At 62.3% G+C, this 23,245-nt stretch carries 19 protein-coding genes and 2 tRNA genes; 10 read left to right on the top strand and 11 right to left on the bottom strand.

Annotated elements, in window-relative coordinates; genetic code table 11:
• Window positions 1-46 precede the first annotated feature (46 nt).
• A tRNA-Glu gene (locus TU80_RS21250) sits at window positions 47-122 on the top strand.
• A gap of 3 nt (window positions 123-125) precedes the next feature.
• A tRNA-Gly gene (locus tag TU80_RS21245) sits at window positions 126-201 on the top strand.
• 283 nt (window positions 202-484) lie between these two features.
• Here TU80_RS21245 and TU80_RS21240 read toward each other — a convergent pair.
• On the bottom strand, window positions 485-2,107 hold the full coding sequence (locus tag TU80_RS21240; protein WP_017846813.1) for an acyl-CoA synthetase: 1,623 nt from the start codon (window positions 2,105-2,107) through the stop codon (window positions 485-487).
• A gap of 261 nt (window positions 2,108-2,368) precedes the next feature.
• On the opposite strand from TU80_RS21240, the gene TU80_RS21235 reads away from it, so the two are divergent.
• The gene (locus TU80_RS21235; RefSeq protein ID WP_057005316.1) at window positions 2,369-3,868 is read left to right on the top strand and encodes a PAS domain-containing sensor histidine kinase; all 1,500 of its coding nucleotides are present in this window, start codon (window positions 2,369-2,371) and stop codon (window positions 3,866-3,868) included.
• A gap of 16 nt (window positions 3,869-3,884) precedes the next feature.
• On the top strand, window positions 3,885-4,520 hold the full coding sequence (locus TU80_RS21230) for a response regulator transcription factor (protein WP_017846815.1): 636 nt from the start codon (window positions 3,885-3,887) through the stop codon (window positions 4,518-4,520).
• 6 nt (window positions 4,521-4,526) lie between these two features.
• Here the strand turns inward: TU80_RS21230 and TU80_RS21225 are convergent, their stop codons facing one another.
• Together TU80_RS21225 and TU80_RS21220 are read right to left on the bottom strand one after the other, a co-directional pair.
• Complete coding sequence (locus tag TU80_RS21225; protein ID WP_057005315.1) at window positions 4,527-5,141, bottom strand: TetR/AcrR family transcriptional regulator; 615 nt, start codon at window positions 5,139-5,141, stop codon at window positions 4,527-4,529.
• Window positions 5,134-5,985 carry a 3-hydroxybutyryl-CoA dehydrogenase gene (locus TU80_RS21220; RefSeq protein WP_017846817.1) on the bottom strand — a complete coding sequence of 284 codons (852 nt, stop codon included), beginning with the start codon at window positions 5,983-5,985 and terminating at the stop codon, window positions 5,134-5,136. Before TU80_RS21220 ends, TU80_RS21225 begins: the two co-directional genes overlap by 8 nt.
• A gap of 161 nt (window positions 5,986-6,146) precedes the next feature.
• On the opposite strand from TU80_RS21220, the gene TU80_RS21215 reads away from it, so the two are divergent.
• Window positions 6,147-7,193: an AraC family transcriptional regulator gene (locus TU80_RS21215; protein ID WP_046384175.1), complete on the top strand. Its 1,047-nt coding sequence runs from the start codon at window positions 6,147-6,149 to the stop codon at window positions 7,191-7,193.
• A 1-nt stretch (window position 7,194) separates the two neighbouring features.
• Here the strand turns inward: TU80_RS21215 and TU80_RS21210 are convergent, their stop codons facing one another.
• On the bottom strand, window positions 7,195-8,214 hold the full coding sequence (locus tag TU80_RS21210) for an AraC family transcriptional regulator (protein ID WP_046384174.1): 1,020 nt from the start codon (window positions 8,212-8,214) through the stop codon (window positions 7,195-7,197).
• A gap of 259 nt (window positions 8,215-8,473) precedes the next feature.
• On the opposite strand from TU80_RS21210, the gene TU80_RS21205 reads away from it, so the two are divergent.
• Together TU80_RS21205 and scpC are read left to right on the top strand one after the other, a co-directional pair.
• Entirely contained in the window at window positions 8,474-10,252 is a 1,779-nt protein-coding gene (locus tag TU80_RS21205) for an acyl-CoA dehydrogenase family protein (RefSeq protein ID WP_046384173.1), read from the top strand.
• Between the two features lie 43 nt (window positions 10,253-10,295).
• Window positions 10,296-11,801: a succinyl-CoA:acetate CoA-transferase ScpC gene (scpC, locus tag TU80_RS21200; protein ID WP_057005314.1), complete on the top strand. Its 1,506-nt coding sequence runs from the start codon at window positions 10,296-10,298 to the stop codon at window positions 11,799-11,801.
• A gap of 53 nt (window positions 11,802-11,854) precedes the next feature.
• On the opposite strand, the gene TU80_RS21195 is transcribed toward scpC, so the two are convergent.
• The 6 genes from TU80_RS21195 to TU80_RS21170 all read right to left on the bottom strand — a co-directional run bounded on the left by TU80_RS21195 (window position 11,855) and on the right by TU80_RS21170 (window position 19,157).
• Window positions 11,855-13,594: a dipeptidase gene (locus TU80_RS21195; RefSeq protein WP_057005313.1), complete on the bottom strand. Its 1,740-nt coding sequence runs from the start codon at window positions 13,592-13,594 to the stop codon at window positions 11,855-11,857.
• 184 nt (window positions 13,595-13,778) lie between these two features.
• Window positions 13,779-14,996, bottom strand: coding sequence for a phospholipase D-like domain-containing protein (locus TU80_RS21190; RefSeq protein WP_046384170.1), 1,218 nt, complete (start codon window positions 14,994-14,996; stop codon window positions 13,779-13,781).
• A 56-nt stretch (window positions 14,997-15,052) separates the two neighbouring features.
• Window positions 15,053-15,700, bottom strand: coding sequence for a MotA/TolQ/ExbB proton channel family protein (locus TU80_RS21185; RefSeq protein WP_046384169.1), 648 nt, complete (start codon window positions 15,698-15,700; stop codon window positions 15,053-15,055).
• A gap of 17 nt (window positions 15,701-15,717) precedes the next feature.
• Entirely contained in the window at window positions 15,718-17,997 is a 2,280-nt protein-coding gene (locus TU80_RS21180) for a TonB-dependent receptor (protein WP_057005312.1), read from the bottom strand.
• 24 nt (window positions 17,998-18,021) lie between these two features.
• Window positions 18,022-18,747 (bottom strand): energy transducer TonB family protein, encoded by a 726-nt coding sequence (locus tag TU80_RS21175; RefSeq protein ID WP_046384167.1) that lies wholly within the window; start codon window positions 18,745-18,747, stop codon window positions 18,022-18,024.
• Window positions 18,748-18,749: 2 nt separating this feature from the next.
• Entirely contained in the window at window positions 18,750-19,157 is a 408-nt protein-coding gene (locus tag TU80_RS21170; RefSeq protein ID WP_005786670.1) for an ExbD/TolR family protein, read from the bottom strand.
• Between the two features lie 190 nt (window positions 19,158-19,347).
• Here TU80_RS21170 and TU80_RS21165 point away from each other — a divergent pair, with 190 nt between their 5' ends.
• On the top strand, window positions 19,348-19,902 hold the full coding sequence (locus TU80_RS21165; RefSeq protein ID WP_057005311.1) for a GNAT family N-acetyltransferase: 555 nt from the start codon (window positions 19,348-19,350) through the stop codon (window positions 19,900-19,902).
• Window positions 19,899-21,473 (top strand): alkaline phosphatase D family protein, encoded by a 1,575-nt coding sequence (locus TU80_RS21160; RefSeq protein WP_057005310.1) that lies wholly within the window; start codon window positions 19,899-19,901, stop codon window positions 21,471-21,473. Before TU80_RS21165 ends, TU80_RS21160 begins: the two co-directional genes overlap by 4 nt.
• Here the strand turns inward: TU80_RS21160 and TU80_RS21155 are convergent.
• Window positions 21,470-22,096 carry an alanyl-tRNA editing protein gene (locus tag TU80_RS21155; RefSeq protein ID WP_057005309.1) on the bottom strand — a complete coding sequence of 209 codons (627 nt, stop codon included), beginning with the start codon at window positions 22,094-22,096 and terminating at the stop codon, window positions 21,470-21,472. The genes TU80_RS21160 and TU80_RS21155 overlap by 4 nt on opposite strands.
• An 89-nt stretch (window positions 22,097-22,185) precedes the next feature.
• Between TU80_RS21155 and TU80_RS21150 the strand changes: the two genes are divergently transcribed.
• On the top strand, window positions 22,186-23,118 hold the full coding sequence (locus tag TU80_RS21150) for a LysR family transcriptional regulator (RefSeq protein ID WP_057005308.1): 933 nt from the start codon (window positions 22,186-22,188) through the stop codon (window positions 23,116-23,118).
• The last annotated feature ends 127 nt before the right edge of the window (window positions 23,119-23,245 follow it).

Raw genomic sequence — 23,245 nt, 5'->3', positions numbered from 1 at the left:
CGAGGCCTCTGGGCACTGAAATACACACCATGTGTTTCAGTAGCGTGTCCCCTTCGTCTAGTGGCCTAGGACACCGCCCTTTCACGGCGGTAACAGGGGTTCGAGTCCCCTAGGGGACGCCATTTGCGGGAATAGCTCAGTTGGTAGAGCACGACCTTGCCAAGGTCGGGGTCGCGAGTTCGAGTCTCGTTTCCCGCTCCAATTTTTGATTTGCAGTGTCCATCGGGCCTGGGAGTCAGCGAAAAAAAGACGCTTCGGCGTCTTTTTTTTCGTTTCTGCGATAAATCAAATATTGCATCTGCTGAGGGTGGCTTGAGCGCTTCGGGCTATCCGACACCTCAACCGCGCCTGCACAAAAAACAATGCCCTCCATAGAGGAGGGCATCGGTTTGAGGTTGGCTGCATCAATCCCGTCAGCTAGCGTCCATGCCGTTCAATCGGACACGAGCGTGTGCGCGCAGCGTTCGGGCTTGATGGAAACGGCCTAGAGCTTTTTCGCCATGTCGCGCAGCATGAACTTCTGGATCTTGCCTGTCGACGTCTTCGGCAGCTGTGTGAACACCACCGTGCGTGGCACCTTGAAGCCCGCCAGGTGTTCGCGACAGAAGCTGATGATGTCGGCTTCGCGGACGTTCTGGTGGTCGGCCTTGAGGGTGACGAAGGCGCACGGCGTTTCACCCCATTTTTCATCGGGGCGGGCGACGACCGCGGCTTCGAGGATTGCCGGGTGGCGGTACAGCACACCTTCGAGTTCGATGGTGGAGATGTTCTCGCCGCCGGAGATGATGATGTCCTTGAGCCGGTCGCGGATTTCGACATAGCCGTCAGGATGGGTCACCGCCAGGTCGCCGGTGTGGAACCAGCCGCCTTCGAACGCTTCGGCGGTTGCCGTCGGATTCTTCAGATAGCCTTTCATCACCGTGTTGCCCCGCATGAAAATCTCACCGATGGTGTGGCCATCATGGGGGGTGGGTTCGAGGGTTTTCGGGTCGGCAACCATCACGCCTTCCAGGGTCGGGTAGCGCACACCCTGGCGCGCCTTGATCTGGGCGCGTTCTTCCAGGGGCAACTCATCCCATTCCGAGTGCCAGGCGCACAGGGTCACTGGGCCGTACACTTCGGTCAGGCCGTAGACGTGGATCACCTTGATGCCCATTTCTTCCACGGCGCCGATGACCTTGGCGGGTGGCGCCGCGCCGGCGACCATCGCGTTCACCGGGTGGTCGATGGCAGCCTTGGCCGAGTCGGGCATGTTCACCAGGGCGTTGAGCACGATTGGCGCGCCACACAAGTGGGTGACCTGATGCTCGCGGATCAGGTTGAGGATTCTCTGTGGGTCGACGCGGCGCAGAAACACATGGACCCCGGCCAAGGCCGTGATGATCCACGGGTAGCACCAACCGTTGCAGTGGAACATCGGCAGCGTCCACAGGTACACCGGGTGGTTGCCGATCGCCCAGATCATTTGGTTGCCCAGGGAGTTCAGATAGGCCCCGCGGTGGTGGTAGACCACACCCTTGGGGTTGCCGGTCGTGCCCGAGGTGTAGTTCAGCGAGATGGCTTGCCATTCGTCTGCAGGCCACTGCCAGGCGAAATCCGGATCGCCTTCGGCGAGAAACGCCTCGTAGTCCAGGTCGCTGACCGGCTGGCCTTCGCCGTATTCCGGGTCGTCGACGTCGATGACCAGCGGCGGATGGTCAAGCATGCCGATGGCCGCGTGCACCACATCGTGGAACTCACGGTCGGCGATCAGTACCTTGGCTTCGCCATGCGCGAGCATAAAGGCGATGGCCTCGGCATCCAGGCGCACGTTGAGGGCATTGAGTACCGCGCCAATCATCGGCACGCCAAAATGCGCTTCGAGCATGGCCGGGATGTTGGGCAGCATGACGGCCACGGTGTCGTTTTTGCCGATCCCGCGACCGGCCAGGGCCGAGGCCAGGCGCCGGCAACGGCTGTAGGTTTGCGCCCAGGTGGCGCGTATCGATCCGTGGATCACGGCAGGGTAATCGGGATAAACGCTGGCAGTGCGTTCAATGAAGCTTAAAGGCGAAAGAGCAATGTGATTAACGCTGGTCGGCTCGAGGCCTTGGTCGAAAATGGACATGGTGCGGATACCCGGTGGCTGATTATTAGCTCTATTGTTCGAGACGCTGGTAACGGCAGTTAAGCTGACGGTGCCGGCCTTGAGGCTTTATCGTTGGCACGCCGGTCCCTGCGGGAAAAGCTCAATGACTTCTCCGGCGGCTTTTATATACTGTCCGCGCAGATATATGGAAGTACTACCTGTGTTGTATAGTATATGTACTATATCTTGATGAAACGCTTCCGCTGACCTCGACGTTCCCCTCCCTGTATAGGTTCCATGATGATCGGCAACTCCGTGCGCTTGACAGGCGGTTCGCCGCTGCTCAGGCATGACCCGCAGCCGAGTCTGCTGCTCGATGCCCAGGCTCGGCCGCTGGAGTTCAACGCCGCGCTGCTGGCGTTGCTTGAGCAGTTGTCCTTGGTCGATTGTATGAACCTGTTGCCGATCAATTGCTTGCCGCTGGTGCAGGCGTGCCTGGGGCAGCAGCGGGCGATCGAAAACGTCGAGGCACAGTTCGCCGAGCGCATTCTGGTGTGGACGTTCATTCCCGACCCGGATGAAAACCGCGTGCTGGCGCGCTGCCGGGAAGCCAGCGCGCAGATTGTCGCCGAGCGCGAATCCACCAAGGCGCGGCGCCTGTATCGGCTGATCATCGAAAACACCACCGACCTGATTTCCCGGCACACCCCGGATGGCGCTTTTCTCGACGCTTCACCGGCTTCCTGGGCCTTACTGGGCTATTGGCCGGGGGAATTGCGCGGGACTCGGGCACAGCGCCTGTTCCATCGGCAAGGCTTGGCGGGGTTGGTGCGGCGCGCCCGGGAGGGCCTGGAGCAGGACGGTTATTACACCATGACCTATCGCATCCGCCATCGCCAGGGCCATTACCTGTGGTTCGAAACCGCCTGCCGGGCGATCCGCGAGACCTACACCGGCGCGGTGGTGGAGGTGGTCAGCGTGTCCCGCGACATCACTGCCAGGGTCCAAGCCGAGGAAACCACCCTGACCGAACGCGAGCTGCGCGAGGCCCAGCAACGCCATCATCAGGACGAACTGGCGCACACCGCGCGCGTGGTGACCCTGGGTGAACTGGCATCGGGTATCGCCCATGAAATGAATCAGCCACTGGCGGCGGTGGTCAATTACGCCAACGCCAGCCAGCGTTATCTGGCCGCGATGGGCAGCGATTCGCCGGCGGCCGAACGGGTGGCTCAAGGCCTGGAACGGATCTCGGTGCATGCCAATCACGCCGCGCAAGTGATCAAGCGCTTGCGTGCGTTTCTGCGCAAGGGGCGCCGCCGCATGGAGGCGCTGAACCCCGGCGAGGTCGCCCGCGAAGCGGTGCGCCTGTGTGCCTGGGAGGCCAGCGATTGTCAGGTGACGATCGAGGATCGCCTGCCGGATAATCTGCCGCTGATTTACGCCGACCGGGTGTTGCTGGAACAGGTGCTGCTGAACCTGCTGCGCAATGCCATCGAGGCGAATCGCGAAGCCCATCCCGGCCAGCCCTCGCTCATCGTCATGAGTGCCTTGGCGCAGCGTGACGGGTGGGTGCAGATCGACGTGAGCGATCAGGGCCCCGGTGTCTCGCCGGCGCAGTTGGAACAGATATTCACGCCGTTCTATACCAGCAAGGCCAATGGCCTGGGCCTGGGCTTGTCCATGAGCCGCAGCATTATCGAAGGCTTCGGTGGCGAGTTGCAGGCCGAGCCGATGCCGGTCGGGCTGCAAATGTGCTGCCGCTTGCCCACGCTCGCGCAGAGCGGCGCTCCACAATAAGAAGAGGAATCAAGCGATGGTGAGCGTGACGGAACAGGTGGTGTATGTGGTGGATGACGACCAGGGGATGCTCGACTCGACCGTCTGGTTGCTCGAATCGGTGGGCCTCAAGGCGCTGCCGTTTACCAGTGGCCGCGAGTTTCTCGACGCCTGCGACAGCCGCCTCAACGCCTGTGTGCTGCTGGATGTACGCATGCCGGGCATGGGCGGCCTGAATGTTCAGGAGCACATGCGCAGCCGTGATTTGCACCTGCCGGTGATTTTCGTCAGCGGCCACGCCGATGTGCCGATTGTGGTCCGCGCGTTCAAGGCCGGGGCGCATGACTTTATCGAGAAACCCTACAACGAACAGTTGCTGCTGGACAGTGTCCTGCAGGCCCTGAGCAAGGCCGATCATCGCCAGAGCCTCGGTGAAGGACCGGCGCGGGTACAGGCGCGGCTGCAGCAACTCACGCCACGCGAGCGCGATGTATTGCTGCCGTTGGTGCAGGGTTATACCAACCGCGAAATCGCCGAGCAGTTGGGCGTCAGCGTCAAGACCATCGATCTGTATCGCGCACGGGTCATGAAGCGCATGGCGGCCAGCCATTTGCCGGAGCTGGTGGGGATGGCGATTGCCGCCGGCCTGGTGGACCCCCTGCAATTGCGCTGATAGGCCTCAGGCCACGGCAATCTGCAGGCTCGGCCGGTCGCAGGCCCTTGTTGCCAGCACGCGCTCGATGGCGCCTGTCAGCAGGTTTTCCAGTAACTCGGTGCGTTCGGCATCATCCAGCGCCTGCCCAGCCAGCCAGCTCGGCGCATTGTTCAGCAGCGTGGCGATCGCGTGGCCGGCCGCTTGCAGGGCGTGGACACTCAGCCGCCGCGGTCGCCCGAGCATTTGCAGCAGTCGGCGCTCGTATTGTTCGCGCAACTGCCGGACCCGTAGCTGCTGGTCTTCCGTGAGGCAGCCGCAATCACGCTCCACCAGGCGGAAGTGCCATGGCATCTCTCGATGCAAATTCAGGTGGGCGTGGATCAGCCGTTGCAGGTTGTCCTGGCGTGAGCGCGGCCGTTGCTCGACGCGCCCCAGGGTGGTCAGCAGTTCTTCGTAGAACTCTTCGATCCAATCCAGCAGCAGGTGCTGCTTACTGGGGTAGTGGTGGTACAGCGAGCCCGGGGTCAACCCCAGGCTGCTGGCCAGCTCGCGCATGCCGACTTGACCGAAGCCTTTACTGGCGAGCAACTCCAGGGCCTTGTTGCGGTGTTCGCACAAGCGCGAGCGATACTCAGCCATAGGTATGGAAGCCGCGCCCGGTCTTGCGCCCCAGGTAACCGGCGGCCACCATTTCCTTGAGCAGCGGCGCGCTGCGGTATTTGCTGTCCTGGAAGCCCTCGTAGAACGCTTCGAGGATCGCCAGCAAGGTGTCCAGGCCGATCAGGTCGGCCAGGGCCAGCGGGCCGATCGGCTGGTTGCAGCCCAGGCACATGCCGGCGTCGATGTCTTCGGCGCTGGCCAGGCCTTCCTGGAACACCAGGATCGCTTCGTTGATCATCGGCACCAGAATCCGGTTGACCACGAAACCCGGGCGGTTGCCGGCGGTGATCGCAGTCTTGCCCAGGTGCTGCGCCAGCTCGATGGCCTGAGCGTGGGTCGTGTCGCTGGTCTGCAGGCCACGGATCACTTCGATCAGGCCCATCACCGGCACCGGGTTGAAAAAATGCAGGCCGATAAAGCGCTCCGGGGCGTTAACGCCGGCCGCCAGTTCGGTGATGGACAGCGAAGACGTATTGGAGGCAATCACGCATTGCTCATCGACGTGAGCAGCGATCTGTTGCAGCACGCGCCGCTTCAGTTCGAGGTTTTCCGTGGCCGCCTCGATGACCCATTGGGCATTCGCCAGGCTGGCGTAGTCGGTGCTGGTGCGGATCTTGCCCAGCGCCGTATGCTTCTGGGGTTCGCTGAGGATGCCCTTGCTGACTTGGCGATCGAGGTTCTTGCCCACGGTGGCCAGGGCTTTTTCCAGGGCGCCGGCGGAGATGTCCAGCAAGGTCACGTTGATGCCGGCCACGGCGCAGATCTGGGCGATGCCGTTACCCATGGTGCCCGCGCCGATCACGCCGATATTCTGCAGATTCATCGTCAGTCTCTCTTCAATTGTGCGCTGCCGTCGCACGGCAGACATGCCTTGCAATACGGTCCATTGGGCGAGAGTCTAGGGCCCGACAATGTGGCGGCCTATGCCGAAACCTGTCAGTTGTATTGGCGTTTCTTACCATGTGTCCGCTACAGGAACTCAGAATGATGCCCACCCGGGAAAAGGATTCGGTTGCCGTCTACTTCGTGCAGGTCATGATCCATGCACTGCGCGATCAGCCCGAGCGGCTCGCCGCGGTGCTGTGCGAAGCGGGCATCGCGCCAGCGTTGCTGACCCAGCCCGAGGCCCGGGTGCCGGCCAGCGCGTTTGCGGCGTTATGGCTGATTCAGATCCGTGAGTTGAACGACGAGTTCTTCCGCCTGGACTCCCACGGCATGCCGCCGGGCAGTTTCGCCCTGATCTGCCGTGGCCTGATCCAGGAGCCGAACCTGGGCAAGGCGCTCACCCAGTGCCTGGCCAGTTTCGCCCTGTTCCTGCGCGACTTTCGCGGCAGCCTCAGCGTGCATGGCAAGCGCGCGGTACTCAGCCTGGAAGTCGGCGGCGGCGATGAGGACACCCGGCGTTACGGTGAGGAAACCTTCCTGGTGCTGATGATCAGCCTGCTGTGCTGGTTGGGCGGACGCCGCGTGCCCATCGATCGCGCCGACTTTCGCCATGTGCGTGCGCCGCTCAGCGACGATCAATTGCTGTGGGGCTACAACCTGACGTTTGGCGCGGCCCGCACCGAAATCGAGTTCGCCAGCAGCTACCTGCGTCTGGCCGTGGTGCAGGACCTGGCGTCGCTCAAGGTGTTTCTGCGCAGCGCGCCGCAATGGCTGGTGATCCGCTTTCGCAACCAGGACGGCATGGCGACCCAGGTCTACCAACGCCTGCGTGGCAGCCACTACAGCCAGTGGCCGGCGCTGGAGGATCTGGCCGTGGATTTGCACATGAGCCCCAGCACCTTGCGCCGGCGATTGGAGCGCGAAGGTTGCTCGTTTCAGGAGATCAAGGACGAAGTGCGCCGCAGCCTGGCGCTGGAACTGCTCTGCCAGACGCGCGCCAGCATCGGTGAAATCGCCGCGCAATGCGGTTTTCAGGAACCCAGCGCATTCCATCGCGCGTTCAAGAAGTGGACCGGCGAAAGCCCGGGGCGTTACCGCGAGCGGGTCCAGGGCAAAGTGTCGCGGCCTGCGCGCCTGGACGCCTGAGTCATTTTCGGTTGAGCGCCGCGTCGCGGTAAGTCCTGGGTAACTCGCCGGTCCATTGGCGAAAGGCCCGGGTGAACGCCGAAGGGTCCGAGAACCCCAGCTGTTGCGAGGTCTGGTTGATCGACATCGACGTCTGGCTCAAGTAGTGAATGGCCATGTCGCGGCGTACCCCGTCCTTGAGTTTCTGGAACTTGCTGCCTTCGGCCAGCAGCTTGCGCCGCAGCGTTCTTTCCGTCAGGTGCAGCTCACTGGCGGTGCTCTGGATGGTGGCCTTGGCGAGATCGCTGACGTTCTCCAGGTGGTCCAGCACCCGTCGCGTGTAAACCGGGTAATAGGCGGGGCGGGTGAACCAGTCCACCGGTGCGCGCTGCAGGTGGTAGGCCAGGGTTTCCGCGGTTTGTACCAGCGGCGCGGTGAGCATCCGGGCGTCGAACACCAGGCAGGTCTCGGGTTGGTCAAAATGCGTGGGGCACGGAAACATCAAGCGGTATTCCGCTGAATGGGCAGGCTCGGGATGGTCGAACGTCACCCGCTTGAGCGTGATCCGCTGGCCGATCAGCCAACTGGGGAAACGATGCCAGAGCAAGAGTAAAAACCCCCTCAACAGGTAACCGGGGTCCAGGCTCGGGTCGCTCAAGGCCATGGAAAACATGGCCTCATCACCGACGACTTTCAGCTCCAGGTGCAGGGAGTCGTTCATCACGTTGTAGAAATGGCTGAGCTTGTAATACACCGAATGCAGGTTGTGCGAGTGGATCACTTGCTTGGCCATTATCGCGAAGCAGCCCTTCGGGCAGCGCTGTGAACCCGCGCCGAAAAACTCATCATCACTCAAGCGCCACACGGCCTGCATCAAGCGACTGAACTGGTCGGGGGTGATGCGCAGGTGCAGGTTGTCCAGGCGCTTGCGGCTGATGCCGGCTTCCTTGAGCAATACCTCTTCGTCCAGCGCGAGGCGGCGCGCAGCCGTCATCAGGATGTGGGCGAAGTACATGGAGATGGAATAACGCTCGATGCCCATCGTTCAGGAGTCCGGCAGCAGGGGAGGTTAGTTTAGCCAAAAGTGACTGTCCGTTTATGTCTGTTTTTCGACTGATTTGGTAATTGCCACGCGGGGCTGGATCGGAGGAAGCTGAATAGAGCTTTGCGCTGCTGGCTTCGTCCCTGCTTGCTACCGACCCGGGTTTTTAAGGTAATGGCCGTTTTGGTCAATTACTCGGCATGGGGTAGCGGGCGAAGGGTGTAGCGGCCTGTCTAACGAGTGAATGAGGAAAGTAACAATGAGTGGTTATGCCCATCCGTACCGCGACACCGAATTCGTGCTGGAGGAACTGGTCGGATTTGAGCAGTTGTGCGCGAGCGCCCAGCTTCAGGATGTCAACAGCGAGTTGGTCAGCGCCATCTTGAGCGAGGCAGGCCGCTTGGGCTCCGGCGTGCTGGCGCCGCTCAACCGGGTCGGTGATACCCAAGGTACGCACCTGGGGGAACAGGGTGTGCAAGAGGCACCGGGTTTTGCCGAGGCATATCGGCAATTCCAGGAAGGCGGCTGGCCCTCGTTGACCGCTGCGGAGCAACACGGCGGGCAGAACCTGCCGAACGTGATCGGCACGGCCGTCAATGAGATCTGGCACTCAGCCAATATGGCGTTCGCCTTGTGCCCCATGTTGACCCAAGGCGCCATCGAAGCCATCGCCCATCACGGCTCGGCCGAACTGCAAGGCGCCTACCTGGAAAAACTGGTGAGCGGCGAGTGGACCGGGACGATGAACCTGACCGAGCCGGATGCCGGCTCCGATCTGGCGGCCATCAAGAGCCGCGCCGTGCCCCAGGGCGACCACTATCTGATCACCGGGCAGAAGATTTTCATCACCTGGGGCGATCACCAGATGACCGACAACGTCGTGCATTTGGTCCTGGCACGTTTGCCGGATGCGCCGGCGGGCGTCAAAGGCATTTCGCTGTTCGTGGTGCCCAAGTTCCTGCTCGATGCCCAGGGCCAGCCGGGTGTGCGCAACCGCGTGCAGTGCATCTCCCTGGAACACAAACTGGGCATTCATGGCAGCCCGACCTGCGTGATGAATTTCGGCGATCCCGAAGGGGCCGTCGGTTATCTGCTTGGCGAGCCACACATGGGCCTGGCCTGCATGTTCACCATGATGAACCACGCCCGCCAGAGTGTCGGCCTGCAGGGGCTGTCGATTGCCGAGCGCGCTTACCAGCAGGCCCGTCAATACGCCAAGGACCGTCTGCAGGGCACGCGCAAGGATGGCAGCCGTTTCTCGATCATCCACTTTCCCGATGTGCGCCGGATGCTGTTGCAGATGAAAGCGTCCATCGAAGCGATGCGTGCGTTGTCGCTGGTGGCCGCCGCCGAAGTCGACCGTGCCGCGCATGCGCCCACGCCGGAGCTGGCGCGCCATCACCAGGGGCGGGTCGATGTGTTCACCCCGATCGTCAAAGGCTGGCTGACCGAACTGGCCCAGGAAGTCACCTCCCTCGGCGTGCAAATCCACGGCGGCATGGGCTTCATCGAAGAGACCGGCGCGGCGCAGCATTATCGCGATGCGCGCATCCTGACCATTTATGAAGGCACCACCGGCATTCAGGCGCTCGACCTGGTGGGGCGCAAGACCCTGCTGAACCAAGGCGCGTTACTGAACAGCCTGCTCGAGGAAATGGATGAAACCGTCGAGCAACTGCGTCACATCGACGCCCTCGACTATCAGGCCGTGGCACTGGCCGCTGCGCTCGGCGCCGGGCGCGAGGCCTTGTCGCGGTTACTCGACAACGCCAAGCACGATGCGGATTGGGCCGGCAGTGTCAGCGTCAACTTCCTGATGCTCTTCGGCTACCTGTCGGGCGGCTGGCTCATGGCGCGTTCTGCTGTGCAGGCGCATGCGCAGTTGGAAGCCGGCACGGGCGATGCGGCCTTCCTCAAGGCCAAGGGCGTCAGCGCACGCTTCTACGCGGAGCAATTGTTGCCGCGGGTACACGCATTGTTGGCGGCGGTCAGCGCTGGGAGCGCGAGCATCATGGCGTTGGATGAAGAACAGTTCTGACAGCGCGTTGGTTTTTGTGCCTAACTTTTTTGAGGTTCACCCCATGCATCACCAGCGCATCCGCCTGGATTCCTTGCACGAAAAAATCATGAGCGCGGCGCAGGCCGCCGCGTTCATTCAAGACGGCATGACCGTGGGCATGAGTGGTTTCGGTGGCGCAGGGGACGCCAAGGCCGTGCCGCTGGCGCTCATCGAACGAGCGCGGCAGGATCCGCTCAAGATCAACCTGATCACCGGCGCGAGCCTCGGTCGTGGCCTGGACGGGCAGATGGCCGAGGCCGGGCTGCTGGCGCGGCGCATGCCGTTTCAAGGCGACCCGGTGCTGCGCAAGGCGATCAACGAAGGCCGCGTGGTGTTTATCGACCAGCACCTGAGCGAAGTGGTCGAACAACTGCGTGACGGCAGCCTGCCCAATCCGGATATTGCGGTGATTGAAGCGGTGGCGATCACCGAGCAGGGCCATATCGTGCCGACGTCTTCGGTCGGCAATTCGGCCAGTTTCGCCCAGACGGCACGGCAGGTCATCGTTGAGCTGAACCTGGCCAGCAGCCCCTATTTCGAAGGGATGCATGATATTTTCCTGCCCCACGGGCGCCCTGGCCGCGGGCCGATTCCGGTCATCCGCGCGGATGATCGCATCGGCACCCAGGCCATCGAAATTGACCCTGCCAAGATCGTCGCCATCGTGCTCTGCGACACGCCGGAATCTGCGATTCCGATGCTGCCGCCCGATCATGAGACCCAGGCGATTGCCGACCATCTGGTGGCTTTTTTCGAGCAGGAAGTGGAGCACAAACGCTTGGGCAGAAGCCTGGCGCCGTTGCAGGTCGGCGTCGGCTCCATTGCCAACGCCGTCATGTGCGGGCTGATCGATGCGCCGTTCACCGACCTGGTGCAGTACTCGGAGGTGTTGCAGGATTCGACCTTCGAATTGCTCGACGCGGGCAAGCTGAAGTTTGCCTCCGGCTGTTCGATTACCTTGTCCGGCCCCTGCGGCCAGCGGGTGTTCGGCAACCTGGGAAAATACGCCGACCGCCTGGTGTTGCGGCCCCAGGAAATTTCCAATAACCCGGAAGTGATTCGACGCTTAGGCGTGATTGCCATCAACACCGCGCTGGAGTTCGACCTGTACGGAAACGTCAATTCCACCCACGTCTGTGGCACGCAGATCATGAATGGCATCGGCGGTTCGGGAGATTTCGCCCGCAACGCGCTGCTGTCGATTTTCGTGACCAAGTCGATCGCCAAGGACGGTGCGATTTCCCGCGTGGTGCCGATGGTCAGCCATGTCGACCACACCGAGCATGACGTCGATATCCTGGTGACTGAGCAAGGGCTGGCCGACCTGCGCGGCCTGGCGCCGAAAGAACGGGCCGAGTTGATCATCAACCACTGCGTGCATCCGGATTATCGCGAGGCGTTGCGCAGCTACTTCAAGGCCGCGTGCGCCAAAGGTGGGCATACGCCGCATGTGTTGAGCAAGGCCTTGAGCTGGCACATCAATCTGCAGGAAACCGGTTCGATGCAGGCGGCCGCCGTCGGCGTCTAGGGTGTCTGCGCCAACTGAAACAAGCCCGCCGTTGCGGCGGGCTCCCGCCGCATTCAGAGCTGCGGTAACTGACCGACCCGCGCCATCATTTCGGTGACGATCTGCAGGTCGAGGAGGAACTGTTCGACGGTCTTGAACTCATTGTCGGTGTGCCCGGTGTACTTCTCTTCCGGGCGTGCCAGGCCGAACTGCACGCCGTTGGGCAGTTCATGCACGGAGGTGGCGCCGGCCGAGGTGCCGAACGCGTGTTTCATGCCCAGGTTTTCCGTGGCCACCGCCAACAAGGCCTTGACCCACTCACCTTCCGGGTTGCGGTACATCGGTTCGGCGATCGAGTAGGTGAAGTTCACGTTGACCTTGGTTTTCTTGTCCCAGGCGCTGAGCTTGTCGGCAATTTGCGCTTTGAGTTTCTCCGGCGACTGACCCTTGGGCACGCGCAGGTTCACCGCCAGCTTGAAGCTCTTGTCATCGAGGTCGACGAACGTCAGCGAGGTGGTCAGCGGGCCCATGAAGTCATCGGCGAAGCCCACGCCCAATTTGCCGCCCAGGTAATCCAGGCCCCAATTGTCGGCGGCATAACGCGCTGCGTCGGTGATGTGGTTGTGCTTGAGGGCGATCTTGCCATCGACGCTGTGGATCAGCTCCAGCATGCGCGCAACCGGGTTCACCCCGGATTCCGGTTCGGACGAATGCGCCGAGACCCCGGTGACCGTCAACTGCACCTGTTTGCCGACCACCTTGGCGCTCACCTGGAAGTCACCGCCATTGCGCTCGGCGTATTGCGTACCGGCCTCTTGCAGGCTGGCCGCCAACTCGGCGGGTTTGTCGCTGAGCAACGTGGCGACCGACGCCGAGGGAATCTGGTTGGTGGCCTTGCCGCCGGTCATGGCGATGATCTCTGCGCCTTTGCCTTCGCCTTTGCGGCGTGGGAAGGTGGCCATGATCGTGCCGTAGCCTTTTTCGGCAATGACCACCGGGTAGCCGCCATCCAGCGCCAGGTTGTACGGCGGCGTCGGGTTGCGTTCGAAGTAATAGGGGATCGCGTCGCCGGAGGTTTCCTCGGTGGTGTCCACCAGCAGCTTGAACGTGCGCGCCAGCGGCAGCTTCTCTTCCTTGATCACCTTCATGGCGTACATCGCCACCACGATGCCATTTTTGTCGTCTTCAGTCCCGCGGCCGTACATGCGGTCGCCAATCAGCGTGACCTTGAACGGATCGAGCCGGGTGCCGTCTTTCAACACCCAATTTTCCGGCGTCACCGGCACCACATCCGCATGCGCGTGGATGCCCACCACTTCATCGCCGCTGCCTTCCAGGGAGATTTCGTACACGCGGTTATCGATGTTACGGAAGTTCAGGTTGAAGGCTTTCGCCAGGCCCTGCAGCTTGTCGGCGATCTTGAGGAATTGCGGGTTTTTGTACTGCGGCACGCCGTCGACGTTGAACGTCGGAATTTCCACCAGCTCGCGCAGGGTCTCGGTGGCGGCCTTGGCGTATTTCAGCCGCGCATAAATGCCCAGCAGGCGATTGATTTCGTTCTGTTGCTCGGCGCTCAGGGGTTTGTGCTCGAGAAAGGCGCTGATCGCCGGCCCCGTATCGCTGGTTTTGCCCAGCTCGCCCTGGGCCAGGGTGCCGAGGAAACCGTTGAAGTCAGTGACCGAGGTTTGGCTGAAGTCCTTCAGAATCGCCGTGCTCTGCTGTGGGGTGATATTGGCGAAAGCCGGGCTGACGAGGGTCGAAAGGCTCGCGGCGAACACGCTGGCGGCAGCCAATTGCTTGAGTGGAAAGTACATGGCGGGACGCATTCCTTTGCTGGTAGTGAGTGGGGGATTTCTGATCATTAAGTCAGAAATATTTCCACACACTACCACCACAGGGACTGAGAATGGCAGACCTTGGCGTAGGAAATTTCTCAGTCAAACGCCCCCGCGTCGGAGTGTACATCCCTGTGCGCGCGGGCGTTGAATCGTGTTCAGGTCAAGGTTGGCCAGGGTGCGGCGCAGGGTAATCGGCCGTTACGTCCAGTGCTTTGGCGTAGGGCCCATCCCACAACTGCTCATGCAATTGGCCTATACGCTTGGCCATCGCTTCGCTGCGCATGACCACCTCCAGGTTGCGCGAATTATCCAGATAACCGCCCAGCCAATTGCTGGTGCCGACCCAGGCCACTTGCCCGTCGATCTCCAGGGTCTTGCTGTGGATCACCCGTGCGTAGGGGATAAACCCTTGCTTGGCCTGGGGCAGGGTGACGATCTTGATCTGCACGTTGGGCAGCACCGCGAGGCTTTTCAAATAGGGCAGTTCCAGCGCATCGGTGTTCCAGTTGGACACCATCAGCTTGATCGACACCCCGCGTGCGGCGGCGGCACGCACCGCGTTGTCGATCACCGCATAGTAGGGCCGGGTTTTATCCGGGCCGTAGGACAGCGGCGCGTAGTCCAGCAGTTGCACGCGCACTTCGTGCTTGGCTTCGCCGAGCAGGCGCGGCAGTTCGAGTTGGGAGTCGCCCACCCCGGGCGGGTTGTAGCGTTGCGGGCTGGCCACCAGGTAATTGCCGCTGCGCGCAGGCGCCTGGCCGGCCATCGGCAGCGGCACCGGGCTGTGTGCGCTCAGCGCCGCCTGGGCTTGCCAGTCCTGATCGAAAATCGCCTGGACCTGGCCGACTACCGTAGCGTCGGTGATGCGCAGCCCGGTTTCGTGGATATGTTCCAGGGACCGCCAGTCGAAATTCTGGCTGCCGACAAACGCCTGCTGCCCATCCACCACCATGTATTTGGCGTGGATGATGCCGCCACTCAGTTGCGCGTAGGGCAGCACGCGCAAGGTCAGGTTGGGAATCGCGCGCAGGCGTTCCAGGGTGGAGGCTTCTGATAGGCGAATGCCTTTTTCCTCCAGCAGGAAGCGAATTTTCACGCCGCGTTTACCGGCGGCTTCCAGGCGCTCGATCACCCGCTCCAGTACCGAGCCTGGATGGTCGGCGGCATAAAACTGGCCGATGTCGATCGTGCTTTTCGCGCCGTCGAACAGCTCGATCCATACCGGGCCCGGCTGGCGTAGATCGGCGCTCGCCAGGTCGGTGTCCAGCGGCACGGTGTGTACCAGTTCGAACCCCGGAATTGAAAAGTCCGCCTGGGCCAGCGGACTGAGCAGCAAGCCGGCGAGACCGGCGATACGGCATTTCATCGATAGGGACATAGGCATCTCGTCAGGGAAAAAGACAGGGCGGGCGCCTCACGCGCCCGCCCTGACAGTCATGCCGTGCGGCTGTGCAACGAGGTCGGCACCAGGTGCGGCACTTCGCCTTGCACGCGGGCCCCGGTGGCAGCGCGGATCAGCAGGATCTTCAACTGATCGTTGATGCGTTCCAGGCTGTCCTGGAAGAAGTTGTGGAACACCACGCAGAACAGCGCGATGGCGATCCCCAGGCCCGTCGCGAACAACGCGGTGCCGATACCGCCGGAAATCTGCCCAGGGTCGGACACCCCCGCGCTGGCCAACGCCTTGAAGGTGTCGATGATGCCGAGGATGGTGCCGAGCAAGCCCAGCAACGGCGCGGCGGTGGTGATGGTTTCGATGATCCACAGGCTGCGGGCCAGCGGGGCGCGGGTGGTCAGGTACTGGGTTTCGATCACATCGTCCAGGTCCTTGCGCGAACCCTGCGAGGCTTTCTGTGCCAGCACCGGCATCACCATGTTCAGCGGCAGGCTGTCGCGGCGGCTCAGGCTTTCCGGCAGGTCACGTTCGCTGTGTACGTGGGCGCCCAGCACCTCGGTCAAGGCACGGGCCTGGCGGCGCACATAGGCGAAGTAAATACCGCGCTCGATGGTGATAAAGATGGCGATGGCCATCGCGGCGTACATCACATAGAAGGTGATGTCGTGGAGCAGGTTCATGTTCATGTTCGATTACCTCGCCGTTAGAAATTGGCTTCCAGGGACACCGTCACGGTGCGTTCCAGGCCAACGATGTAGGTCGGGTCGCCGTCGCGGAAACCGCTGTAGCTGGCCGCGTTGGTCTTGGTGGTGTACACGCCGTCCAGGTACTTCTTGTCGAACAGGTTGTCGACGTTCAGGCGCAGGGTTGCATCCTTCACCACTTTCTTGTCCACCGGCAGGTAGATACCGGCGCCGGCGTTGAACACGGTGCGGCCGGAGATGGCTTCGTCGTTGGTCAGGTCACCGTAGAGCTTGCTGGTGTATTTGCCGCCGAAGGTGCCGTAGAAGCGTCCGTCGTCATACCCGATGTTGGCGGCCAGCATGTTTTTCGGCACGTTGGCGAACTGCTTGCCGCTGGTGGGCAACAGGATGGCTTTGCCCGCGTTGTACACGGTCAAGTCGTCCTGTTGCTCGGCCTTGGTATAGGTGTAGGAGGTGTAGTAGTTGAAGTGGTGGGGCAGCAGGCCGCTCCATTCCAGCTCCAGGCCGCTGTTGTTGACCGATCCGGCGTTGATGTCGGCGAAGTCGCCGTTGACGTCCTTGGACGAAACCTGGCGATCCTTGAACTGCATGTAGAACAAGGTGGCGGCCACGGTCATGTCGTCGCCGGTGAAGCGCCAGCCCAGCTCATGGTTCCAGCTGGTTTCCGGCTTGGAGTTGATCGAGTCCACGCCCTTGTCGTACAGCACGTAGTTCTGTGGGATACGCATGTTGCGCGACAGGCTGTAGAACAACTGGTCGCGTTCGTCGAGCTGGTACTTGAGGCCGGCGTTGGGCAGCAGCTTGTTGTAGGTCTGGTGACGTTTTTCCGGCTGCTCGGTGAGGCTGCCGTTGTTGGTGCCGTCGCGCTTGACGTTCATGTAGGCCAGGCCGGCCACCAGGGTCCAGTCCGGGTTGATGTACCAGGTGTCCTGGGCCCAGACTTTCTGCGCCGGCGTGACGGTGAAACGATCGCGGCCTTGCACGGTGTTGCCGTTGGCATCGACCACGGAAGTGCCGTCCGGCCAGGTATCGGTAGGCTTGCCGTTGCTCTTGAGCGCGATGAACGGTTGGGTCTGGCTTTGGCGCGCGCGCTCGTACCAGTAGCCGAATTGCAGGCTGTGATCGCCCAGGTCCCAGTTCAGTTTGGTGGTAATGCCGGGGCGCCAGGTCTGGGTGCGGGAGGGGCGGTAGTACACGCCGGTGGTCGAGGAACCGTCGGCATTGTATTGCGCGGCGGTGGGCAAGTTGCCCAGGTCGAAGACGCCGCCTGCGTTTGAGCCGCGGTTCAGCGCGTAGCTCGACGAGTTGACGCCGCTGCCGTTACCCCAGAAGTAATACGGGATCACCGACAGGGCCAGGTTGTCGGCCAGTTTGAACTGGGTATTGAGTACGCCGGTAAAGGTCTGGAACGGGTTCTGCGCGAGGGCGTAGTAGCTGTTGAGCTTGCCGTTGCTGCCGACCGTCGGTGTGGCGGGGTAGGGGTCGAACTTGCGGCCGTTCTGCTGGAACTGCGATTTGGTCAGTTGGCTGTAACTGTTGTTGTCCTGCTCGTGGTACTTGAGGATCAGGTTGGCGGTGTTGCCGTTGCCGGCGTCGAAGAAGCTGTTCCACTCGACCTTGTCCGCACGCACGGCGCCCGAGCCGCGCCACATCTGCCCTTCGGTATGGGACGCCGACAGCCAGTTGCTCAGGCCGTTGACCTCGCCGGTGTTGAGCCGGGCAAAGGTCTTGCGGGTGGCGTTGCTGCCGATGGTCTGTTTGACGAAGGCCCCGGTTTCCTTGGTGGGGCGAATGGTCACGATACCGATGTTGCCGCCGCTGGAACCGATGTGCGGGCCGTCGGCCTCCGACGAGCCTTGGGTGACGAAAATCTGGTCGATGTTTTCCGGGTCGCCCAACAGGTTGGAGTACAGCGCGTAGTTGCCGGAGTCGTTGATCGGCATGCCGTCCACCGACATCCCCACCTGGTCGGAGTTAAGCCCGCGCATGGTGAAGCGAAAACCCGACAGGCCGGTGGCATCTTCGCTGGAGATGTTCAGGCCCGGGGTGTACTTGAGCTTGTCGATGGCGTTGCCGGTGGCGGTTTGTTTATCCAGCGCTTCCTTGGTTATCGTGGAGCGCCCCTTGATGCTTTCTTCCTGCACCATGTAACCGCCACCGGCAGTGGCCTTGCCCTGTACGCCGATGGTGCCGACGTCGCTGTCGCCGGTGTCGGCCATGACCATGCCATGCCCCATGCTCGCGGCAACGAGTGCCAGATGAATCCGTGTGAACCTCATCAGTGTCGTCCTAGTGTCGGGTGCTTATTGCACGCTGTAGTTGAAGGTGGCGGTGAAGCGCTGCTCGTTGCGCCCCCCGAAGGCTTGCTCGGGGAACGGCTTGACCTGCTTGATACGCCGCAGGCTGTTGGCGGCGGCCCGGTTGAGCAACATGCTCGAGGCCGGGGTCTGCACGCCGGAGTCGAGTACCCGACCCTGGCGGTCCACCAGCAGCCAGACCACCACGTCGCCACTTGGGCGTTCGAGGGAGGCCTGGCGTCCTGTGGGGTATTGCTTGTAAGTGTCCAGCTCGTTACGCAAACCCTTGAGGTAACCGCCCTCCAGGGCCTGGCCGTCGACCTTGGGTGGTGCGGGCGGGGCCGGAGTCGGCGCAGCCTGGGCGACCGCCGCCGGCGCGGGTTTGGCCGCCACCGGGGGCGGCGTCGGCGTGGGTTTGGCGACCACGGGCTTGGGCACCGGCTTGGGCTTGGGTTCAGGTTTCGGCACCGGCTTGGGCGGTGGCGGGGGCGGTGGTGGAGGGGCCGGCTCGGCCTCTTCATCCTCGATCACCGGCGGTGGCGGTGCTTGCTCCGCCACGGGTGGCGGCACCACCTCGGGCTCCGGCTCGACCAATGCCAACTCGACCGCCGACTCGTCGTACACCGGTTCGACCTTCAACGTCTGGGACTGGATACCCAGTGCAATCAGCACCAGGGCGATCAGGGCCGGGACACTGCCCAGCAGCCGACGCGCACGAAACAGGACATACATGATCAGGACTTACGCGTGGCGATGGACACGGAGGTAAAGCCACCCAGACGCAGGGTGTCCATCACCTCCACCAGGCGCGAAACCTCCACGCCCTTGTCGCTGTTGACGATGATCGTCGACTTGGTATCCGGCTTTTCAGCCGCCTTCAGCGCCGGTACCAGAGCGTCGACCGTGAGGTCCTTGCCATCCAGTTGCAACTGGCCTTCCAGGCCCAGGGTGAGGATGAATTTGTTCTGCGGCTTGAGCTGCTGCGAACTGCTGGCGCTGGGCAGTTGAGTCTTCATGCCGAGTGCCGGAATCACGTTCAGACTCACGAGTACGAAAAACACCAGGAGGAACATCATCACGTCGATCATCGGGATCAGTTCGATGTGTGCCTTGCGTTTTTTCGGTTCGTCCCAGGTTCTCATTCCGCTACCCCGTTATTGAATTAGGGGCGACACGCTAACAACGAAAAATGACCGAACGGTTAACTTTAATTTACGTTTTGACGTGTCTAGGACGTGTCTTACAGATCGGTTTCCGGTCAATTTCACGACGTAATGAAACTGAAACGCCGGGGGTACATTCTCGAAAAATTTACACCGAGAGCCGTCTTGTATGAGTCAGTCATTGCCGCATTTGTTGACTTCGCGTTTGCTGTTGCGGGCGCTGGAAAGCGACCAGGCCGCGGTACTTTCCAGCCTCGCCAACGGGCCGAAGATTGCTGACAACACGGCCAACATTCCATCGCCCTATACCCTGGAAACGGCCCGGACGTTTATTGACGGGATGCAAGACAAATACCGCGCCGGCAACCTGTTGAGCCTGGGCATGCACCTGCGCGAAACCGGCGAATTGATCGGCATCGTCAGCCTGCGTCTCAATGCGCGTCACCACTACGGGCACCTGGGCGGATGGGTGGCGGCGCACTGTCGCAACCAGGGCTATGCCGCCGAGGCAGCGCGTGCGGTGATGGACTTCGGGTTCGCCGAACTGGGCCTGTACCGAGTGGGCAGCCAATGCTTTGCCCGCAACAAGGAGTCGGCGCGGGTCATGGAGAAAATCGGCCTGCTGTACGAAGGCTGTATGCGCGCCGCGTTTCTCAAGAATGGGGTGTATGAGGACTTGCTCGGGTTTGCGACCGTGCGCAATGACTGGGAGCGCCTGGCGTGAGTCGCGCGGTTGACCATGATCGGCGCCGGGTGCTGGCCGGGCTGGCGCTGGCCACCACCTTTTCGATCCTCAGCCCGTTTGCCCGCAGTGCGGGGATCGATTATCCGTTCACGTTGGGCGTGGCCTCGGGTGATCCGTTGCCGGATGGTTTCGTGATCTGGACGCGCCTGGCGCCGTTGTTCAATGCGGCGGACGGTCGCGGCGGGTTGGCGCGTGCGGTGCCGGTGCGTTGGCGGGTCGCCAGCGATGCGGGGATGACGCGCATTGTGAGGCAGGGTGAGGTGATGGCGAGCGAGCGCTTTGCCCACTCCGTGCATGTGGAAGTCGCGGGGCTGGAAGCCGGCAGGCCGTATTGGTATCAGTTCGAAGGGCTGGGGGCGCAGAGCGCGGTCGGGCAGTCGCGTACCGCGCCGGCTTTGCATGCCCTGGCGACGGCGCGCTTGGGGTTCGTGTCGTGCTCCCACTGGGAACGCGGGTACTTCAGTGCCTATCGTCACCTGGCGGCGGAGCAGCCGGACCTGGTGTTTTTCCTCGGTGACTATATCTACGACAATTCCTACGCGGCAGATTCGGGAAAAGTCATTCGTTCCCACGGCAGCGGCAACGCGCTGACCCTGAGCGACTATCGCAACCGCTATGCGCTGTACAAGACCGATCCGGATCTCCAGGCCTTGCACGCGGCGGCGCCCAGCGTGGCGACCTGGGACGATCATGAGGTGCAGAACGACTATGCCAGCCGCTGGTCCCAGGACCCGAAGGTTGCCGTGGCGCAGTTTCTCAAGCAGCGGGCGGCGGCGTATCAGGCCTATTACGAGCATATGCCGCTGCGCGTGAGCAGCCTGCCCAACGGGCCGGATATGCGCGTTTATCGGCGCCTGGACTACGGCCGCCTGGCACGTTTCCATGTGCTCGACGGTCGACAGTATCGCTCCGAGCAACCGTGCATTCAGGCCAACGGCAGCCATCAGGGCCACATCGCCGCCAACACCTGCAGCGACTTGCGCGACCCCGCTCGCACCATGCTCGGTTGGCAGCAGGAGGCCTGGCTGGACCAGGGGTTTGCCCAGTCGAAAGCGCAATGGAACGTGATCGCCCAGGACTTGCTGGTGGCGCCGCTGCTGCAGCGCGACCTGACCCAGCACACGCTGGGCCATTGGACCGATGGTTGGGATGGCTACATGGCGAACCGTTCACGGATGCTCGCGTCCATCGCGCGCCACCAGGTCAACAACCCGGTGTTCTGGGGCGGCGATATACATTCATTCTGGGCCACCGATTTGCATGCCGATGCCAACAACCCGGACTCGCCCGTGCTCGCCACCGAGTTCGTCGGCACCTCGGTGACCTCCGATGGGCCGCCTTACGACGCCTTCACCCAGATGCTGCCGCAGAATCCCCATGTGAAGTTTTTCGACAGCCGCCAGCGCGGGTATGTATCGGTGACGTTAGATGCCCAGCGCATGCTCACGGACTTTCGTGTGATTACCGATCCGCGTGACCCGGCCGCCACGGTGTCGACGCTCAAGTCGTTCGTGGTGGAACCGGGGCGGGCCGGGGCGATCGCGGTTTAATCCAGGCTGTAGCGCACCGACAGCGTGCCCTTTTTCTCCGCCACGGCCAGGATCGTCACCTGGCCCAATTCGCCCAACGCCTGCACATGCGTGCCACCACAGGCATACGCGGGCAACTCGCCGAAGCCGACTTCGCGGATGCCGTCTTCCAGGCGCATCTGGCGCGGGTAGTCGGCGGCGATCCAGTGGTCGAGCTGTTGTTGAAGCGTGTCGGCCTCCATGGCTTGTGCGCTTTCGCCGCGGATAAAGGTGATCTTGCCTTCACCCGGCCAGTGGTGAGCCTTGATCGGCATCCAGCCCAACGCCTCGCCGGCGTTGCCGATCAAGTGTCCGGCGGAATGCAGGCGGGTGTGCAAGGCTCGGCGTGGTGCATCGACCCGTGCGTTGATCGGGCCCGGTTCTACGGGCTGGTCGAGGTAATGCACCACGCGCTCCGCCTCCTGGGTCACCCGCAGCACCCGGCTGTCGCCCAGCCAGCCGGTGTCGAATGGCTGGCCGCCGCCCTGGGGGTGGAAAATCGTCGACTGCAGCGTGACCGCAAACTGCTCTTCGTGGGCGGTGCAGCTCAGCACTTCAAGCTCGGCGGTCAGGTGGTCGTGGGTGAAAAACAGGCGCTCGGTCATCGTCTACATCCGCATCAAGGTTCTGCGGGCAGTATAAATAGTGCGCAGATGGGTGATAATCCGTTCAATTATCAATGGACTTGTGCGTCATGAGCATCAATCTTCCTTTGCCGCTGCTGGGTGAAATGGCGATTTTCGTCAAAGTGGTGGAAGCCGGCAGTTTTTCTGCGGCAGCGCGACAACTGAGCGTGTCGCCTTCGGCGGTGAGCCGCAGCATCTCGCGTCTCGAACAGGCGTTGGCCACGCGCCTGCTGCAACGCACCACGCGCAAACTGCGTTTGAGCGAGGGCGGCGAAGAGGTGTTCAAGCGTTGCCAGGAGATGGTCAACGCGGCGCGCTCGGTGATGGAAATCAGCGGCCAGTTCACCCACGAAGCCGAGGGCCTGGTGCGGGTCAGCGTGCCCAAGGCGGTGGGGCGGTTCGTGGTGCATCCGTATATGCCGGAATTTCTGCGGCGCTATCCCAAGGTCGATGTGCAACTGATCCTCGAGGACCGGCAGGTGGACCTGATCGATGACAACGTCGACCTGAGTATCCGTATCACCGACAGCCCGCCGCCGGGCCTGGTGGGGCGGCAATTACTGCCCATCGAACACGTGTTGTGCGCGACGCCGCAGTACCTGGCCGAGCATGGCGCGCCGAGTCATCCCCATGATCTGCTGGCGCACAGTTGCATCTACCTGGGCGAAACCCCGGGGGACTCGCGCTGGAAGTTTCGCCGGGCGGGTAAGGCGGTCACGGTGGGCGTGCGGGGGCGGTATGCGGCGAACCACACCGGCGTGCGCCTGGATGCGGTGTTGCAGCATGTGGGGATTGGCAGCTTGCCGTATTTCACGGCGCGGCATGCGTTGGATGAGGGGCGCCTGGTGCAGGTGTTGCCGGCGTGGGACTTTATTGCGTCCTACCATGGCGAGGCCTGGCTGCTGCACTCGCCGACGCGGTACCTGCCGCCGAAGGTGCGGGTGTTCATTGATTACCTGGTGGCGTGCATGGCCACCGAGCCGACGCTGCGCCGACGGTAGTGTGGGAGGGGGCTTGCCCCGGTACAGACCGGAGACATCCTTTACGTTTGAAACCGGAGACATCGTTTACATGTATTAATCATGGCCAGGAGGTAACTGGCCATGTCATGGAATCGAGAGTCCCCTA

The organism is Pseudomonas veronii (assembly GCF_001439695.1).
GTDB classification, from domain to species: Bacteria; Pseudomonadota; Gammaproteobacteria; order Pseudomonadales; family Pseudomonadaceae; genus Aquipseudomonas; species Aquipseudomonas veronii.
This window is presented reverse-complemented; position numbering and strand designations above follow the sequence as displayed.

What these genes read in the sequence shown, in the direction of transcription:
- TU80_RS21235 (WP_057005316.1), top strand. Translation starts at nt 2,369, where the DNA reads ATGATCGGCAACTCCGTGCGCTTGACAGGCGGTTCGCCGCTGCTCAGG.
- TU80_RS21175 (WP_046384167.1), bottom strand. Translation starts at nt 18,747, where the DNA reads ATGTATGTCCTGTTTCGTGCGCGTCGGCTGCTGGGCAGTGTCCCGGCC.
- TU80_RS21195 (WP_057005313.1), bottom strand. Translation starts at nt 13,594, where the DNA reads ATGTACTTTCCACTCAAGCAATTGGCTGCCGCCAGCGTGTTCGCCGCG.
- TU80_RS21240 (WP_017846813.1), bottom strand. Translation starts at nt 2,107, where the DNA reads ATGTCCATTTTCGACCAAGGCCTCGAGCCGACCAGCGTTAATCACATT.
- TU80_RS21225 (WP_057005315.1), bottom strand. Translation starts at nt 5,141, where the DNA reads ATGGCTGAGTATCGCTCGCGCTTGTGCGAACACCGCAACAAGGCCCTG.
- TU80_RS21155 (WP_057005309.1), bottom strand. Translation starts at nt 22,096, where the DNA reads ATGACCGAGCGCCTGTTTTTCACCCACGACCACCTGACCGCCGAGCTT.
- TU80_RS21230 (WP_017846815.1), top strand. Translation starts at nt 3,885, where the DNA reads ATGGTGAGCGTGACGGAACAGGTGGTGTATGTGGTGGATGACGACCAG.
- TU80_RS21170 (WP_005786670.1), bottom strand. Translation starts at nt 19,157, where the DNA reads ATGAGAACCTGGGACGAACCGAAAAAACGCAAGGCACACATCGAACTG.
- TU80_RS21210 (WP_046384174.1), bottom strand. Translation starts at nt 8,214, where the DNA reads ATGGGCATCGAGCGTTATTCCATCTCCATGTACTTCGCCCACATCCTG.
- TU80_RS21165 (WP_057005311.1), top strand. Translation starts at nt 19,348, where the DNA reads ATGAGTCAGTCATTGCCGCATTTGTTGACTTCGCGTTTGCTGTTGCGG.
- TU80_RS21180 (WP_057005312.1), bottom strand. Translation starts at nt 17,997, where the DNA reads ATGAGGTTCACACGGATTCATCTGGCACTCGTTGCCGCGAGCATGGGG.
- TU80_RS21150 (WP_057005308.1), top strand. Translation starts at nt 22,186, where the DNA reads ATGAGCATCAATCTTCCTTTGCCGCTGCTGGGTGAAATGGCGATTTTC.
- TU80_RS21205 (WP_046384173.1), top strand. Translation starts at nt 8,474, where the DNA reads ATGAGTGGTTATGCCCATCCGTACCGCGACACCGAATTCGTGCTGGAG.
- TU80_RS21185 (WP_046384169.1), bottom strand. Translation starts at nt 15,700, where the DNA reads ATGAACATGAACCTGCTCCACGACATCACCTTCTATGTGATGTACGCC.
- TU80_RS21215 (WP_046384175.1), top strand. Translation starts at nt 6,147, where the DNA reads ATGATGCCCACCCGGGAAAAGGATTCGGTTGCCGTCTACTTCGTGCAG.
- TU80_RS21220 (WP_017846817.1), bottom strand. Translation starts at nt 5,985, where the DNA reads ATGAATCTGCAGAATATCGGCGTGATCGGCGCGGGCACCATGGGTAAC.
- TU80_RS21190 (WP_046384170.1), bottom strand. Translation starts at nt 14,996, where the DNA reads ATGTCCCTATCGATGAAATGCCGTATCGCCGGTCTCGCCGGCTTGCTG.
- scpC (WP_057005314.1), top strand. Translation starts at nt 10,296, where the DNA reads ATGCATCACCAGCGCATCCGCCTGGATTCCTTGCACGAAAAAATCATG.